This window comes from Streptomyces sp. NPDC006463 (genome assembly GCF_042870715.1).
In the GTDB taxonomy this organism is placed as follows: domain Bacteria; phylum Actinomycetota; class Actinomycetes; order Streptomycetales; family Streptomycetaceae; genus Streptomyces.
In genome coordinates this window covers 680,761-696,072 of record NZ_JBIAHP010000001.1, presented here as the reverse complement: position 1 = coordinate 696,072, position 15,312 = coordinate 680,761, and the positions used below count along the sequence as shown (strand labels likewise).

At 71.8% G+C, this 15,312-nt stretch carries 13 protein-coding genes; 6 read left to right on the top strand and 7 right to left on the bottom strand.

Annotated elements, in window-relative coordinates; all coding sequences use genetic code 11:
• Positions 1 to 15: 15 nt before the first annotated feature.
• On the bottom strand, positions 16 to 1,518 hold the full coding sequence (locus ACFYOB_RS03390) for a M4 family metallopeptidase (RefSeq protein WP_388554043.1): 1,503 nt from the start codon (positions 1,516 to 1,518) through the stop codon (positions 16 to 18).
• A 144-nt stretch (positions 1,519 to 1,662) separates the two neighbouring features.
• Between ACFYOB_RS03390 and ACFYOB_RS03385 the strand changes: the two genes are divergently transcribed.
• A complete protein-coding gene (locus tag ACFYOB_RS03385) occupies positions 1,663 to 1,818 on the top strand; it encodes a hypothetical protein (protein WP_388553778.1) in 156 nt (51 codons plus the stop codon).
• Here the strand turns inward: ACFYOB_RS03385 and ACFYOB_RS03380 are convergent.
• The 3 genes from ACFYOB_RS03380 to ACFYOB_RS03370 form a co-directional block, all read right to left on the bottom strand.
• The gene (locus tag ACFYOB_RS03380) at positions 1,797 to 2,852 is read right to left on the bottom strand and encodes a M4 family metallopeptidase (protein WP_388553776.1); all 1,056 of its coding nucleotides are present in this window, start codon (positions 2,850 to 2,852) and stop codon (positions 1,797 to 1,799) included. The two genes, ACFYOB_RS03385 and ACFYOB_RS03380, sit on opposite strands and share 22 nt — an antisense overlap.
• Positions 2,853 to 3,009: 157 nt before the next feature.
• A complete protein-coding gene (locus ACFYOB_RS03375) occupies positions 3,010 to 4,119 on the bottom strand; it encodes an alpha/beta hydrolase (protein ID WP_388553773.1) in 1,110 nt (369 codons plus the stop codon).
• A 255-nt stretch (positions 4,120 to 4,374) separates the two neighbouring features.
• Entirely contained in the window at positions 4,375 to 5,118 is a 744-nt protein-coding gene (locus ACFYOB_RS03370; protein WP_388553770.1) for a carbonic anhydrase, read from the bottom strand.
• A gap of 201 nt (positions 5,119 to 5,319) precedes the next feature.
• Between ACFYOB_RS03370 and ACFYOB_RS03365 the strand changes: the two genes are divergently transcribed.
• The 3 genes from ACFYOB_RS03365 to ACFYOB_RS03355 all read left to right on the top strand — a co-directional run bounded on the left by ACFYOB_RS03365 (position 5,320) and on the right by ACFYOB_RS03355 (position 7,462).
• Entirely contained in the window at positions 5,320 to 5,733 is a 414-nt protein-coding gene (locus ACFYOB_RS03365; RefSeq protein WP_388553768.1) for a DUF6153 family protein, read from the top strand.
• Positions 5,734 to 5,805: 72 nt separating this feature from the next.
• On the top strand, positions 5,806 to 6,450 hold the full coding sequence (locus ACFYOB_RS03360) for a DUF305 domain-containing protein (protein WP_388553766.1): 645 nt from the start codon (positions 5,806 to 5,808) through the stop codon (positions 6,448 to 6,450).
• 154 nt (positions 6,451 to 6,604) lie between these two features.
• Complete coding sequence (locus ACFYOB_RS03355; protein ID WP_388553764.1) at positions 6,605 to 7,462, top strand: MBL fold metallo-hydrolase; 858 nt, start codon at positions 6,605 to 6,607, stop codon at positions 7,460 to 7,462.
• Between the two features lie 160 nt (positions 7,463 to 7,622).
• Here the strand turns inward: ACFYOB_RS03355 and ACFYOB_RS03350 are convergent, their stop codons facing one another.
• Positions 7,623 to 9,260, bottom strand: coding sequence for an AMP-binding protein (locus ACFYOB_RS03350; RefSeq protein WP_388553762.1), 1,638 nt, complete (start codon positions 9,258 to 9,260; stop codon positions 7,623 to 7,625).
• 120 nt (positions 9,261 to 9,380) lie between these two features.
• The gene (locus tag ACFYOB_RS03345; protein WP_388553760.1) at positions 9,381 to 10,616 is read right to left on the bottom strand and encodes a serine hydrolase domain-containing protein; all 1,236 of its coding nucleotides are present in this window, start codon (positions 10,614 to 10,616) and stop codon (positions 9,381 to 9,383) included.
• Positions 10,617 to 10,884: 268 nt separating this feature from the next.
• Between ACFYOB_RS03345 and ACFYOB_RS03340 the strand changes: the two genes are divergently transcribed.
• Both ACFYOB_RS03340 and ACFYOB_RS03335 read left to right on the top strand, forming a co-directional pair.
• A complete protein-coding gene (locus tag ACFYOB_RS03340) occupies positions 10,885 to 12,966 on the top strand; it encodes a SpoIIE family protein phosphatase (RefSeq protein ID WP_388553758.1) in 2,082 nt (693 codons plus the stop codon).
• A 127-nt stretch (positions 12,967 to 13,093) separates the two neighbouring features.
• Positions 13,094 to 13,753, top strand: a complete 660-nt coding sequence (locus ACFYOB_RS03335) for a hypothetical protein (protein WP_388553756.1) — start codon at positions 13,094 to 13,096, stop codon at positions 13,751 to 13,753.
• Between the two features lie 60 nt (positions 13,754 to 13,813).
• Here the strand turns inward: ACFYOB_RS03335 and ACFYOB_RS03330 are convergent, their stop codons facing one another.
• Positions 13,814 to 15,301: a cellulose binding domain-containing protein gene (locus ACFYOB_RS03330; RefSeq protein WP_388553754.1), complete on the bottom strand. Its 1,488-nt coding sequence runs from the start codon at positions 15,299 to 15,301 to the stop codon at positions 13,814 to 13,816.
• Positions 15,302 to 15,312 lie beyond the last annotated feature (11 nt).

Genomic DNA, 15,312 nt, shown 5'->3' with positions numbered 1-15,312 from the left:
GGCCGACGGCGTGCGTCAGTTGACGTTGACGGCCTTCCAGGCGGCCGCCACCTGCTGGTACTCGGCGCCGGTCGAGCCGTACAGGTCGGCCGTCGCCTGCAGGGTCGCGGTCCGCGCCCCCGCGTAGTTGGTGGTGGACGTCATGTAGGTCGAGAGCGCCTTGTACCAGATCTTGTAGGCCTTGGTCCGGCCGATGCCGGTGACCGTCGAGCCGTCGTACGTGGGCGAGTCGTAGGAGACGCCGTTGATCGTCTTCGCGCCGCTGCCCTCGGACAGCAGGTAGAAGAAGTGGTTCGCGACGCCCGAGGAGTTGTGCACGTCGAGCCGGCCCACGGACTTGGACCAGTAGTCGGCCGAGGCGCCGTCCTTGCTGGGCTTGTCCATGTAGCGCAGCGGGGTGCCGTTGCCGCGGATGTCGATCTTCTCGCCGATGAGGTAGTCGCCGACGTCGGCGGAGTTGTTGGCGAAGAACTCCACCGAGGTGCCGAAGATGTCGCTGGTGGCCTCGTTGAGACCGCCCGACTCGCGGCTGTAGTTCAGCTTCGCGGTGGAGGCGGTCAGGCCGTGGCTCATCTCGTGGCCCGCGACGTCCAGGGAGGTGAGCGGCTTCTGGTTGGCGGTGCCGTCGCCGTAGGTCATGCAGAAGCAGCTGTCGTCCCAGAAGGCGTTGACGTAGGCGTTGCCGTAGTGGACGCGGGAGTATGCGGCCTTGCCGTCGCCGGCGATGCCGTTGCGGCCGAATTCGGACTTGTAGAAGTCCCAGGTCACCGCGGCGCCGTAGTGGGCGTCGACCGCGGCGGTCTGACGGTTCGACACCAGCCCGTCGCCCCACTTGTCGTCGGCGTCGGTGAACAGGCTCCCGGTGCCGCTGGTGCCGCCGTTCAGGTCGTAGGTCTTGTGACCGCCGCGGCCGCCGTCGGTCAGGTCGTACGTCGACCCGTTCTGTGTGGAGCCGACCGTGACGGCGCCGGAGTACTGGCTCGTGCCGGTGCCGGTGTCGATGGCCTCGTACGAGTACAGCTCGGCGCCGGTGGCGGCGTCCGTGATCACATGGCGCTCGCTGGGCGTGCCGTCGGCCTGGGTGCCGGTGACGACGGCCTCGTAGGCGAAGACCGGCTTGCCGCTCGCGGCCCAGACGACCTGACGGGCGCCGGCGGGCGCGGCCTTCAGGGAGGTGCGGGCGGCGGCCGGGGCTATTCGGGCCTCGATGCCCTTGGTGGTCTTGCGGCTGCCGTCCTTCTTCTGGTGGACCACCAGATCGCCGCCGAGGACCGGCAGTCCGGTGTAAGTGCGCTCGTAGCGCGTGTGCACCGTACCGTCGGCGTCCTTGATCACATCACGGGCCACGAGGCCTTCCTCGTCGGCCAGGCCGATGGCCCGCGCGGTGTCGGCCGCCGTGTTCTGGGCCGCGGTGATCGCCTCGGCGCGGGCGCCGGCGGTCAGGGCGAGCGCGGTGGCTCCCGCCTCGCGCTCGGCCGACGCGTTGGCCGAGCCGCTCTGGACGGAGATCGCGACCATGGCCGCCGAGGCGACGACGGCGGCGGCGCGCAGCGCTCGGGTGCGGCTGCGGGAGGTGCGGGATGAGGACGTGGGGGTCACTCGTAACTCCTTCAAATGCCGTGGGGGGCTAGGCGGTTGAGATTGCCAGGAAGGAGCGTGTAAATGACAGGTACGCAGCAAGGATTTGACCAGTTGTTGTCCGAGGAGCGGGGTGCGATGTTCGCTCAGCGACCAAAAATGGCACATTCCGCTTCGCCGGGCGCGGTGGTGAACCGCGCCCGGGAAGCGGCCGGCTGTTACTGGATGCCGGGGATCTGACGGGCCTTGAACGCGGCGCGCACGGCGTCCGCGGCGCTCTTGCCGTACATGCGCTGGGCGGTGGCGATCGTCGTCAGTGCCGCGTCCTGGAAGGAGGTGTCCGGCGCGAAGCCGAACTGCGCGTTGACGATGATGCGGTCGGCCGTCCGGGCGCCCAGGGCGCCGCGGATGTCGAAGAGCGCGCGGGACCAGATCTCGCCGTCCGCGTGCACCTCACCCTCCAGGTCGCCGTAGACCTTGTTCCCGTCGAGGCGGCGCAGGCAGTGCGGGGCGGCGCTGTAGGCGATCGAGTCCCAGTCCGCGACGCAGGCCAGGTCCGCCCGCTGCGGCCAACCGTAGGCGGCGGCCGCGTGCGACCCGACCGCCACGGCCAGGTAGTCGCCGAAGGCCTCGCCTATCGCACCGGCTTCGGGGGAGGTGCCGAAGCCGGGGACCTGCGCCTCGTGCACCGCGTGGCCGTACTCGTGGACGATGACCTCGGCGTCCTCGGCGTCGTCGACCCCGCCCTTGCCGAAGCGGATCTCGGACTTCTTGTCGGTGAAGAAGGAGTTGTCGGACCCCCACTGGTTGATGCGGACCGGCTGGGCCCGGTCGTTGGCCCCGGGCAGCTCGGTCCCGAAGCCCAGCGACTGCAGGTACTCCTGGGCCTCGTTGACCCAGAAATAGGCCATGACCTGCTCGAACTGGTCGTCGCTGCGGTTGTAGCCGCCGACGTCGGCGAGGTTCGCCGAGGCGCCGGTGTCCGATCTGACGTACGCCCACTTCCCCGACAGCCGGCCGCTGCCGTCGAGGCCCCGCAGGGCGGCCGTGGTGTAGGCCGAGGCGGGCACGGCCCCGACGGAGTCCTTGGCGTCGACGAGGGTCTGGTCCCCCGAGGACTGGACGGGGTTGACCATGAATATGCGGGCCTGGGGGAGCGGCGCGGCAGCGGAGGTCCCGGACGCCGTGGCCGGTCCGGCCAGGGTGGTCAGGGTGGCCAGCGCCAGGGTGGCGGTGGCCGCGGCGGTGAGGCCGCGGGGTGTGCGGCGAGGCATGGACATCCTCCTGTGACGGGATGTGGTGCTGGTGAGGGCGTGATCCTCGCGCACCCCGGGCCGCGTGCGCCAGGCCCATGTACCGGGCAGTTCGCCACCAGTCCGCCCCTATCCGGGCACACCCAATTCCCCGAGCCGCCCCGTACTCGCCGCCCGCTCACTCGGCGGAGAGGCGGCCGCTGAGCCACTCCAGGCTCGGCGGGATCTCCCGTCCCCACGTGATGAAGTTGTGCCCGCCGTGGTCGAGGGTGATCGACGAGACGCGCGCGGGCGCCTTCACCTTCTCGATGAACTTCTGCGTCGGCTGGTAGTTCTCCTCGCCCTGCAGGGACGTGGCGACCAGGAAGGAGGAGTTGCCCTGCGGCAGATGGTCCAGGCTCCACAACAGGTCGGCCCGCTTCTCCTCGTCCTTGTTGCCGTGGAAGAGGTCTCCGGAGTCCTTGTCCAGCTCGGGCTTGTAGTCCGCCGACAGACCCACACCGGCCGCGTAGCTCTCCGGATGCTCCAGTGCGACCTTCAGCGCGCAGTAGCCGCCGGTGGAATCGCCCATGATGCCCCAGCCGCGGGGCGAGGGGGTGATCCGGTAGGTAGCGGACAGCGCCTGCGGCAGATCGGTGCCGAAGAAGGTCTCGCTGGCCGGTCCGCCCGGGACGTCCACGCACTGGGTGTTGCGCGTCGGCTCGACGGTGGGCCGCATCATGACGAGGATCATCGGCTGCATCTTCTTCTGCTTGGCCTGCGTCCACGCGGTCTTCGGGTACGGGAGCTTCTCCAGCAGGTTCTCCGTCATCCCGGGGAAGCCGGTCAGTACGACGGTGGCGGGGAAGGTCCGCTTCTCGTTGCCCTTCTGGAAGTACTCCGGCGGCAGGTACACGTAGGCGGGATTGGCGGCCTTGGACAGCCGGCCCTGCACCATGACCTTCTCGATCTCACCGCTCAACTGGGGTGCCCCGCTGCCGGGGACCTTCGGCCGCTGCCTGCCGAGGACCTTCACCACCGAATCGCCCGAGTCCTGGGAGATGAGCGCCGGCGCGCTCTTGCGGCCCAGCAGCTCGCTCCACGATCCGTAGAGCAGGAAGGTCCGGTTCGCGGTCAGGCCGACCGAGGCGAACAGCAGCGCCTGCACGGTGAGGATCAGTCCGATCCGGCCCAGGACCGCCCGCCCGCTCCGCCGCGCCAGGCGCGGCCACAGCCACACGGTGGCGGCGAACATCAGTGCCGTGCAGAGCACGGCGGAGACGAGGAGCGTGGTACTGGTCAGACTCATGGATCAGGAGGACTCTCTGTCACGTTTCGGCCCGGGCGGCGTCGCCGGGCGGCACCGCCCTGGGGTGCACATCCGGGTAGAGCGCCCTTCAGTGTGATCCGTTGCCCGACGAGCTGTTCGGATTTCGGACGTTCTTGCCCGTCGGGGCGGAGCCGGGAGAGCCGTACGGAGTCACGCCGGGGTCAGGACAGGGTCTGAACGGGCGTCAGGGCAGGCGTCAGGGCAGGTGTCAGCACAGGGCGTCAGGACAGGGCGTCAGGACAGGGTGCGGACGCGCTGGTCGCGCAGTTCGTAGCGGGCGGCCACCACGGCCAGTTCGCCGGCCGCCACCTTCCCGGCGAGGTCCGGCTCGGCCGCGAGCCGGCGGCTGACACGCCGTACGTGTGCGTTCACCGTGGCGTCCACGCGGGCCTCGCCGTGCTGGCCGTGGTCGATGGACGGCCGTATCTGGTCGGCCAGGTACTGGATGTGCGCGGGGAGCGGCTCACCGGTCTCGTCGGCGTGCACCGCCGCCGCCACGGCCCCGCACGACTGGTGGGCCAGTACGAGAACCAGCGGTATGCGCAGTTCGAGGACCCCGTACGCGATGCTTCCCAGTACCGCCTCGTCGAGCACCTCACCCGCGGAGCGTACGGTCAGCAGGTCGCCCAGCCCCTGGTCGAAGACCAGCTCCGGGGGAACCCGCGAATCGACGCAGCCGAGCACGATCGCGAAGGGGTGCTGTCCCTGGACGAGGCGGCGGCGCACGGCCGCGGACTCGTGCGGGTGCTCCTGGTCCCCGGTCCGCCAGCGCTCGTTTCCGGCCGCCAGCCTGCGCAGTGCCTGGGCGGGAGTGGCCGGTCGGTCCGTGGTCTCCGGCTCCCGGGTGGCGGCGGAGGCGGGGAATGCCGGACCGAGGGCCAGGCCCGCTCCGGCGGCCGCCGTACCGGCCACGGCGGTGCGCAGCAAGGTGCGGCGGCTGTGTGAGAAGGCTGCGGGTCTGCGCGTGTTCGAATCCATGGCCGGACCGTAACCCGCCATATGCGGAAGGAAGTTGACGTGCCGGACGTAATGGCGTGATCCGCTCGGGAGCAGGCCGGATGGGATCGGGATGATCTCATCATGCGGGCACGGCACGGCACGGTCGCGGTTCGTTCGCGGCTCAGGCGCGGCTCGGCGGGCCGGTCGGGCTCGCCCGGAGCCCGGCCGTAGGATGTGCGCGTGATCTCCGCACCGCAGCCGCCGCGCCGCCGCCCTGCCGGGCCCGGCCGCCTGCTGCTGGTGCTCGCGGTACTGGCCGGTGTGCTGGCCATGCACGGTCTGGGCGCCGGCGGGATGACCGCCCGGGCGCACACCACCGCGTCCGGTGCCCACGCCACGGCGGCGACCCACGAAGGGTCCGGACATCAGGCGGGCGCGGACTGCTCGCACACCGCCGGCGGACAAGGGTTCGTGCATCACGCCGACGCCACCTGCGCCGCCACCGGGATCGTCACGGCGTACGCGCCGCCCGCGCTCGCGGCCGCCCTCCAGGGCGCGTCCCCGGCCGGGGCGCGCGCCACCCGCGCGCCGGCTTCGGCCGAAAGTGGGCGCGCCCCGCCCGATCTGGCGGAACTGCAACTCCTGCGGATCTAGAGCGGTCCGCACGGCACCCGCACGGGCTGCAGTGCTCCGCCACGTCCTCACGCACCCAGGAGTCGCATCACCATGAGCAAGAACCGTTCCCTGTTCCGCCGTACCGTCTTCCGCCGCACCGCCGCTGTCGTGGCCGCCGGCGCCGCCTCGTTCGTCCTCGCCGCCTGCGGCTCGGGAGACGACGGCGCCGCCGCGCACCACGGCCAGGCGCCGAAGGCGCCGTCGGCCTCCTCGACCGCCGCACAGGGCGGACACAACGCCGCCGACGTCGCCTTCGCCAAGGGGATGATCCCCCACCACCGCCAGGCCGTGGAGATGGCTGACCTCGCCCCCTCCCGGGCCGAGTCGGCCGAGGTGAAGCAGCTCGCGGCGGAGATCAAGAAGGCCCAGGACCCGGAGATCAGGACCCTCTCCGGGTGGCTGGCCGCGTGGGGTGAGCAGGCTCCCGCCGAGGGCGCCATGGACCACTCCGCCCACGGCGCGGGCGGCGGGATGATGACCGCCGGGCAGCTGGCCGATCTGGAGAAGTCCTCCGGCAAGGCGTTCGACACCGCCTTCATGGAACTCATGATCAAGCACCACGAGGGTGCGGTCGCGATGGCGAAGACGGAGCAGGGCCAGGGCGCCTTCCCCGAGGCCAGGACGATGGCCGAGGCCATCATCACCTCGCAGACCGCCGAGATCGCCAGGATGAACGGCCTCCTCGGCAAGAACTGAGCCGGTAGGCCCGACGCCGTTCAGCCGGGCGTCCGGCCTGTTCGCCGAGGCAGGTGGACAAGGCAGCGGAGCTGCCGTGGATGAGGTCTGTCGCTCCAAGACGTCCTCGCCACGGCAGCTCCGCCAGGGCCCGCCGTGGCGATAGGTTGGACCCGTGATCGATTTCCTTGCTGACACCCCGGTCGCCGGCAGCCTGGACACCGTGTGGCATGCGGGCTGGCCGTCGCCCGAACACGACCCCGCCCCTGCGATCCAGATCCACGCGTACACCGAGAACACGGTGATCCTGCGCCAGAACAAGTCCGTGCACTACGAGGGACCCTTCCTCTTCCTCCTCTTCGGGAACGAGAGCGCGCTGCTCATCGACACCGGCGCCACCTCCGACCCCGGCCGCTTCCCGCTGCGTGCGACGGTCGACGCACTGATCGAGGACTGGCTGATGCGCAATCCCCGCGCGCAGTACGGGCTGACGGTCGCCCACACCCACGGCCACGGCGACCACGTCGCGGCCGACGGGCAGTTCACCGACAGGCCCGGCACCACGGTCGTCGGCCACGGCCTGGACGAGGTCACGTCCCACTTCGGGCTCGGCGGCTGGCCACACGGTACGGCCGAACTGGACCTGGGCGGACGGATCCTCGACCTCGTCCCCGGCCCTGGACACCAATCCGCGGCCCTGGTGTTCTACGACCGGCACACCGGCCTGCTGCTGACCGGCGACTCCCTCTACCCCGGGCGGCTCTACGTGGAAGACCGGGCCGCGTACACCAAGACCGTGGACCGGCTCCTGGACTTCTGCGAGACCCGGCCGGTCACCCACGTCCTCGGCTGCCACATCGAGATGACCACCACTGCCGACGTCGACTACCCCCGCGGCACCACCTACCAGCCGGACGAGCCTCCGCTCCAGCTCACCGCGGCGCATCTGCGCACCCTGCGCCAGGCCCTCGCCGAGACCGCGGGACAGCCGGGCTCACACCCTTGCGGCGATTTCATCGTGGTGTACACCTAAGGGCTGTCCCGTAATCCCCGGCGGGCGCACGACGCCGGCTACGGCACCTCGCCGCGTTGTCGGAACGCCCGAATACGCCCAGTATGGGGGCGCCCCTCCGCCTTGCGATGCACCGCATCCGACGCCGTGCGCCGACCCACCGGGGATTACGGGAAAGCCCTTAGGCCTCCTGTGGCGGGTGGTCCAGCAGGCGGGCCGCCGCCTCGCGCATCTCGACCTTGCGGATCTTCCCGGTGACCGTCATCGGGAACTCCTCCACGACGTGGACGTAGCGCGGGATCTTGAAGTGGGCGAGCCGGCCCTCGCAGTACGCCCGTACTCCGGCGGCGGTCAGCGGCTCGGCGCCATCGCGCATCCGGACCCAGGCCATCAGCTCCTCCCCGTACTTCGGGTCGGGTACGCCGATGACCTGGACGTCCAGGATGTCCGGGTGGGCGTGGAGGAACTCCTCGATCTCGCGCGGGTAGACGTTCTCACCGCCGCGGATGACCATGTCCTTGATGCGGCCGGTGATGGTCAGATAGCCGTCCTCGTCCATGACCGCCAGGTCGCCCGTGTGCATCCAGCGGGCCGCGTCGACGGCCTCGGCGGTGCGTTCCGGCTCGCCCCAGTAACCGAGCATCACCGAGTAGCCGCGGGTGCACAGCTCGCCCGGTTCCCCGCGCGGCACGGTCCGCCCGGACTGCGGATCGACGACCTTCACCTCCAGGTGCGGCCCGACCCGCCCCACGGTCGAAACCCGGCGCTCGACGGAGTCGTCCGCGCGGGTCTGCGTCGACACGGGCGAGGTCTCCGTCATCCCGTAGCAGATGGACACCTCGGCCATGCCCATCCGGTCGATGACCTCCTTCATCACCTCGACCGGACAGGGCGAGCCCGCCATGATCCCCGTCCGCAGGCTGGACAGGTCGTACGAAGCGAAGCCCGGGTCCGCGAGCTCGGCGATGAACATGGTGGGGACCCCGTACAGCGAGGTGCACGACTCCGCCTCGACCGCGGCCAGGGTCGCCGCCGGATCGAACGACGGCGCCGGGATCACCATGGCCGCGCCGTGGCTGGTGCACGCGAGGTTGCCCATCACCATGCCGAAGCAGTGGTAGAAGGGCACCGGGATGCAGACCCGGTCCTGCTCGGTGTAGTGGCACAACTCGCCCACGAAGAAACCGTTGTTGAGGATGTTGTGGTGCGACAGGGTCGCGCCCTTGGGGAAGCCCGTGGTCCCCGAGGTGTACTGGATGTTGATCGGGTCGTCCGGGCTGAGCGAGGCCTGTGCCCGCGCGAGGTCGGCGGGGTCGCCCCGGCGGCCGCGCTCCAGCAGGGAGTTCCAGCCGGGCCCCTCCAGCAGGACCGTGAACTCCAGTTCCGGGCAGCGCGGCCGTACCTCCTCGATCATGCCCGCGTAGTCGGAGGTCTTGAAGCGTTCCGCCGCGACCAGCAGCCGGATCCCGGACTGCCGCAGGACGTACTCCAGTTCGTGGGAGCGGTAGGCGGGGTTCACGGTGACGAGCACCGCCCCGATCCTGGCGGTGGCGTACTGAACCAGCGTCCACTCGGCGCGGTTCGGCGCCCAGATCCCGACCCGGTCCCCCTTGACGATGCCAAGGTCCAGCAGCCCGAGCGCGAGGGAGTCGACATCGGCGGCCAGCTCCGCGTACGTCCACCGGCGCCCGGCGGCCATGTCGATCAGGGCGTCGTGCCCGGGGAACCGGCGGACGGTGCGGTCCAGGTTCTCGCCGATCGTGTCGCCCAGCAGCGGCACGTCACAGACACCGGACGCATAACTCGACGCGGAGGACACACGTATCTCCTGGGTTCGGTGGCGGGGCGCCGGACCCGGCGGGCCGGCGTCCTCTCATGATCCCCGCCGCCCGGTCCGCGGGCTACCCCCCCCGGACCGGGCGGCGGTACGCGGGTACGCTCAGCGCGCGTTGTGCTCGGGCAGGTCGACCTCGGCGGGGGCGGGGGCGAAGCCGCGCGTGCCGGCCGACGCGGGTCGCTTGCCGCAGAAGGCGGCTTCGAGCGTGCCGCCCAGGGCGGTGTTCGCCGCACCCCTGTTCGAGGTGTTCGCCATGGCGGCGAGGCTGCGGCGGCCGTCACGGGTGGCGAACGCGTAGGTGTAGTAGCCCTGCACGGTACCCGTGTGGCCGTACACCGACGTGCCGCACGAGAGGTCGTAGCGGCGCAGTCCCAGCCCGTAGAAACGGGTCCGGGTCGCGTCGGCCGGGGCCATGGCGAGCATGGCGTCCAGCATCGGGGCCGACAGCAGCCTCCCGCCGAGCAGTGCGGAGGTGAAGGTGTTCAGATCGGCCGGGTCGGAGATCATCGCCCCGGCCGACTGCGCCCAGGAAACGGTCTGCTCGGTGGAGTCGACCAGGGGCGCGCCCGCCTCGTCGGGGTGCAGGTAGCCGCGCGTGTGCGGTCCGTCGATCCGCGTGCCGGGATGCACGTAGGAGGTGTTGCGCAGGCCCAGCGGCTTGATGATGCGGCGCTCGTACTCCTTGGCCAACGAGTGGCCGGTGGCCTTCTCGATGAGCATGCCGACGACGACGAAATTGGTGTTCGAGTACGCGTACGCGGCGCCCGGCGCGGTCGTCCTCGGCTCCTTCAGCGACAGGTCCACGAGCTCGCGGTAGCCGAACACCTTCCTGCGTACGGCCTCGAATCCGGGAACGGTCCGCGCGAACATGGCGTCCGTGTAGTCGGCCAGCCCGCTGCGGTGGCTCAGCAGGTGGCGCACTGTGATCCGGTCGTCGGGCAGCAGACCGGGCAGATAGCGGTTGACGGGGGCGTCCAGCCGGATCTTCTGCTCGGACACGAGCTGCAGCAGCACCACGGCGGAGAACGTCTTCGTGACGCTGCCGATCCGGAAACGGGACCCGGCGTTCATGGCCGCGCCCGTGGCCCTGTCGCGTACGCCCACCGCCTCGCTCCGGACGCCGCCGGGTCCGGTGAACCGGGCCACCGCCCCCGGCGCCCCGGCGGCCTCGGTGTTCCGCAGGGCCTGGACCAGGCCCTGGAGGTCGGGGGTGGGTGGGGCGGCCTGCGATGCACGGGCCGCCCCGGCGGCGTGGGCGGCGCTCACCGGGGCCGCCCCGGCCACCACGGCCAGCAGGGCGGCGCCAAAGGCCAGGCGTCGGTTCAATGGCAGGAGCACGTCGTTCCTCGACTCAGTCGGTACCGGGTGGGGGAATCACGGCCGTCGGCCCGCGCGCCGGGGCGCTGGGCCGGCGGCCGGAGGCGGTCCGACCTTACGGAAGATCGACAGCGGCATCCGTGACCGACGGCGCGGGCGAGGGGGCGGCGCGGGCCGCCGGCGCTTGCGCCGCCGGGTCCGGGCGGACTCCTCACCCCGACGGGAGGTCCGCCGGACGGGAAAGGGGCAGAATTGACGGGAAGCCGGGAAGCCCGAAAGGGGGCGTCTGGTGCCGACGGATCCGCTGGGGGGCGAGCGGTCTCCCGGCCTCCTGTGGTCGGAGCCGGGCACGCTGCTGGAGCACGTGGCCGTCGCGGTGTTCGGCCTCGATGACCAGGGCCGCGTCCGGTACTGGGGACCCGGCGCCGAAACCCTGTTCGGACACCCGCCGGAAGCCGTGCTGGCCGCGTCGGCCGACGTCCTGTTCCCCGACCCGCCCGTGGGCCGTCCGGACGCGGCCGCGCAGCTGGCGGAGCGCGCCCGGACCCTGGGTTACTGGCGGGTCCGCATGCCTGCCGCGCACCGTGACGGCACGGTCTTCGACTGCGGCTTCCGAGTCTTCCCCGTCACGGGTCCCGACGGCGGTTCCGTGATCATGGGCCTGGCCAGCAAGGGCGCGGAACTCGACCGGGTGAAGACGAACCTGACCTTCCTCGACGCACTGTTCGAGACCTGCCCCATCGGCCTGGTCATGTTCGACGAACAGCTGCGGTACGTCCACCTCAACCAGGCGCTGGCCGACATGGACGGCATGCCCATCGCGGAGCACCTCGGCCGGCGGATGACCGAGATCATGCTCACCTCCGACGAGGGCGAGTTCGAGCGCACGCTACGGACCGTCGCCGAGCAGGGCCGCCCCGTGGTCGGCGCCCTGGTGGGCCTGCGCACACCGGGCCGCCCCGACCGCGACCAGGTCCGGTCCGTGAGCCTCTTCGCGCTCAGCGGGGCCGGCGACACGCGCCCCGGCGTGGGCGGGCTGGTGGTGGACGTCACCGACCGGGAGCAGGCCATTTTGGAGGCCACGGCGGCCCGCCAACGGCTCGCCCTGCTGGACCGGGCCGGGGCCCGGATCGGCACCACCCTGGACCTGGACGTCACCGCGCGGGAACTGGTCGAGACCGTCGTCCCCGAATTCTGTGACGGCTCCGTCGTGGAACTCGTGGAGTGGATGGACGAGGGGGAGGACTTCGACCCGGAGCGGCCGCTGATCAACCGCCGCATCGGCGCCGGGACCAGCCTGCCCCCGCCCGCCGACGAACTCGTCGGCGGGCTGCAACGCGTCACCTACCCGCCGGGTTCCAACATCCACGACATACTGCTCACCGGACGCCCGATCTCGGTCCCCGTCGACGAGGAGTTCGTGAACCGGAACGTCGCCCGCCGGGACCGCGCCGAGCTGCTGCGGGGCAGCGGGCTGGCGTGCATCCTCATCGCCCCGCTCGTCGCCAGGGGAACGGTGCAGGGCATCACCATGTTCGGCAGGTCCGATGACCGCCCCGCCTTCACCGAGGAAGACCTCGCCCTCGCCTCCGAGCTGGCGTCCCGCGCCGCGCTGTGCCTGGACAACGCACGCCTCTACGGCCGGGTCCAGGACATCGCGCTCACCCTCCAGCGGGCCCTGCTCCCCAGCGCCACGGGGGCCGGACCGTATGTGCGCGTGGCCCACCGGTACCTGCCGGCCGGCCATGTCACGGAGGTGGGCGGTGACTGGTACGACGTGATCAGCCTGCCCGGGGACCGGGTGGCCCTCGTCGTCGGCGACGTGATGGGCCACGGGGTGGCGGCGGCCGCGGCCATGGGCCGGCTGCGCATCACCGCCAAGGCGCTGGCCCGGCACCACACCGATCCCGGCGCGCTGCTCGCCGAACTCGACAACTGCGCGCACGAGGCCGGGATCGAGCTGGCCACCTGCCTCTACCTCCTCTACGACCCGGCGACCGGGCGTGCCCGCATGGCCAACGCGGGCCATCCGCCGCTCCTGGTCCGCCGCCCGGACGGCACGGTCGACACGGTGGTCGCCGCCGCGGCCGTGCCGCTGGGAGTGGGCGGGGTCCCGTTCCCGACGACGGAGCTGGACCTACCGGAGGGGTCCACCCTCGCCCTGTACACCGACGGCCTCATCGAAGTCAGGGGCCGCGACATCGAGGCCGGGCTGGACGCCCTGCGCGACCAACTGCGCCAGGCCGAGGGCACGATGGAGGAGGCGGCCGACCGCATCCTCGCGAACCTGCTCCACGGCAGCCCGGTCGACGACACGGTCCTGGTCCTGGCCCAGGTCAGCCGTGCGCCCGGCCGGCCGCGAAGTGAGTGAGGCCGTCCGGTGCCGGACGGCCCGTACGGGCTTGCCGACGGCGTGGGGAGGCTCCCTCGGGCCGTGCGAGGCTTGTCCCGGACACAGCACCGGCGCACAGCCGGGCATACCGGAGGGGACCCGCACGATGCACGCACCGAGCCGGCCGGAAGACCTCGCTCACCCCGAGCTGCTCTGGGCCAGGGCCGTGACCCTGGCCGTGATCGACGCCGGTTGTTCCGTCCGACCCGAGCACGCCGTCGACGACGACGGCGTGTGGTGCCACTCCACCGGCGCGGGCGGCTGGTGGCGTCTGACCCTGCTCGACGGGGGCGCACGCGCCGTCTTCTGCGGCCAGGACCCGGACGGCAGTCACACCCATGTCGGCGGCGAGCAGATCGACTTCCTGGCGGGCGGCCCCGACTGGCTGCCGTGGGACCTCCTGCGCGACGGCGCGGCCGGCAACCTCTTCGGCTTCGTCTACTGGTGGCACGACGGCGCGTGGCACCGCATCCCGTACCCGGACGAGGTGTGCGAGGACGGGCTGGACGGCGCCGCGCCCTGGGCCGGCTCACAGGGCTCACAGGAGGAGTTCCTCGAACTCGCCATGGCCTTGTGCGACGTCCCGTACGGACGGAAGCCGGCGCTGACCGCGGCCGTCTCGCGGTTCGTGGAGCAGGCGCGGGAACGCAAGGCCGACGAGGCCGCCGTGGCGGCGCTGCTCGCGCCGGCGCTCGTGGAGGACCGTCCCGCGCCGCGCCTCGACGTGGCGCTCGCCCTCGCCACGCGCGCGGGAGTCCTCGCATAGCCCGTTCGGGGCGGGACGGGCCCGCCGCACGAGGTGTGCGACGGGCCCGTCCGGCGGCGGCTACTTGAACGCCGCGAACGCCTTGGTGAAGGCCAGCGGCTCCTGGAGGATGGAACTGCACGTGGCGTCCGCGTGGTTGACGGCCCCGGCCGCGCACTGCCGGTCCCGGGCCGAGGACCACATCGCCAGTCGGCCGATCCCCTTGGCCGCCGCGAAGTCGACGAGCTGCGAGGCGTCGGAGACGGTGAAGATCTCGGTCGCCACGTCGTTGACGCCGATCATCGGCGTGACGGCCACCGCCTTCCAGGCCGCCGCGTCGGAGAGCCCGAGCACACCCTTGAGCTGGGCCTGGGTGGCCGTAGCGGCCTGGACCGCGTACTGCCCCATGTCCCCGCTGTACGCGGGCCCGTAGTCCATCGCCATGACGTTGACGGCGTCGACCCGGACGCCGTTCTTCCGGGCGTCGGCCAGCAGCGCCACTCCCGGCTGGGTCAGCCCCTCGGGCATCACGGGCAGGGTGAAGGCCACGTCCAGGCCCGGGTGGGACTTCTGGAGCCGGGCGATGGCCTGGGCGCGGCGCGCGTTGGCCGCGGTGTCGGGCAGGGCAGCGCCCTCGATGTCGAAGTCGACCTTGGTGAGGCCGTACTGGTCGACGACCTTTCCGTAGGCGGCGGCCAGCTCGTCGACGGTGGCGCAGTTCAGCGCCAGTTCGTGACCGGCGGCCCCGCCGAAGGACACGCGGACGTCGCCGCCCTTGGACCGCAGCGCACCGATCTGGCTTGCGACCTTGTCGCTCGCGAGGTCCGTGACACCGCCCCACAGCGGTGCGCAGCCGCCGCCGGAGGTGATGAAGGCGAGGTGGAACTCCTTCACGCCGGTCCTGGTCGCGGTGTCGACCAGGTCGTACGCGGGATACAGCGAGGTGTCCACGTACGGGGCGAAGCGCGCGCCGGGAGTGGCGGGGGAGGTCGCGGTGGGGGTGGGCGACGTCGTCCGGGTCGGCGTCGCGGTCGCCGTCGCCGTCGCGGTGGCGGTGGCCGTGGGCGCGGTGGTGGGTGCGGACGTGGGCCGGACGGTGGGCCGCCCGGTCGGACCGGCCGTCGCGCCCTGGTCCACCGAGCACTTCAGCCCGTTGATGCGGCAGCCGGTCGGGTCGCCCGGGGCGCCGGAGCCGCTGGTCACGAAGCCGACGGTGACGGAGGCTCCCGCCGCCAGCTGCCGGTTCCAGCTCGCGGGCTTCACCGTGACGTGCTGCCCGTCGACCGTGTGGACACCGTTCCACAGGGAGTCGACCTTCACGCCGGCCGGCAGGTCGAACTGGAGCGTCCAGTCCGACTGGGCCTGCCCGGTGCTGTTCGTGATGACGTACTGGCCGGTGTAACCGCCGCTCCAGGAGCTGGATTTCGTGTACACCGCTCCGACGGAACTCGCCTGCGCGGTGCCGGTCAACGCGACGGCCGTGCCGCCGATCACCGCCGCCGCAACGATCGCGCCCGTGACCTTCGCCGCCCGGCTTGTCGTGCGCCGGTGCCCACTTGTCCTGCTCATCGCGTGCCTGC

Bases quoted from the DNA above. Each gene is read 5' to 3' on its own strand.
- ACFYOB_RS03390 (WP_388554043.1), bottom strand. From the start codon at position 1,518: ATGGTCGCGATCTCCGTCCAGAGCGGCTCGGCCAACGCGTCGGCCGAG.
- ACFYOB_RS03385 (WP_388553778.1), top strand. From the start codon at position 1,663: ATGACAGGTACGCAGCAAGGATTTGACCAGTTGTTGTCCGAGGAGCGG.
- ACFYOB_RS03380 (WP_388553776.1), bottom strand. From the start codon at position 2,852: ATGCCTCGCCGCACACCCCGCGGCCTCACCGCCGCGGCCACCGCCACC.
- ACFYOB_RS03375 (WP_388553773.1), bottom strand. From the start codon at position 4,119: ATGAGTCTGACCAGTACCACGCTCCTCGTCTCCGCCGTGCTCTGCACG.
- ACFYOB_RS03370 (WP_388553770.1), bottom strand. From the start codon at position 5,118: ATGGATTCGAACACGCGCAGACCCGCAGCCTTCTCACACAGCCGCCGC.
- ACFYOB_RS03360 (WP_388553766.1), top strand. From the start codon at position 5,806: ATGAGCAAGAACCGTTCCCTGTTCCGCCGTACCGTCTTCCGCCGCACC.
- ACFYOB_RS03335 (WP_388553756.1), top strand. From the start codon at position 13,094: ATGCACGCACCGAGCCGGCCGGAAGACCTCGCTCACCCCGAGCTGCTC.
- ACFYOB_RS03330 (WP_388553754.1), bottom strand. From the start codon at position 15,301: ATGAGCAGGACAAGTGGGCACCGGCGCACGACAAGCCGGGCGGCGAAG.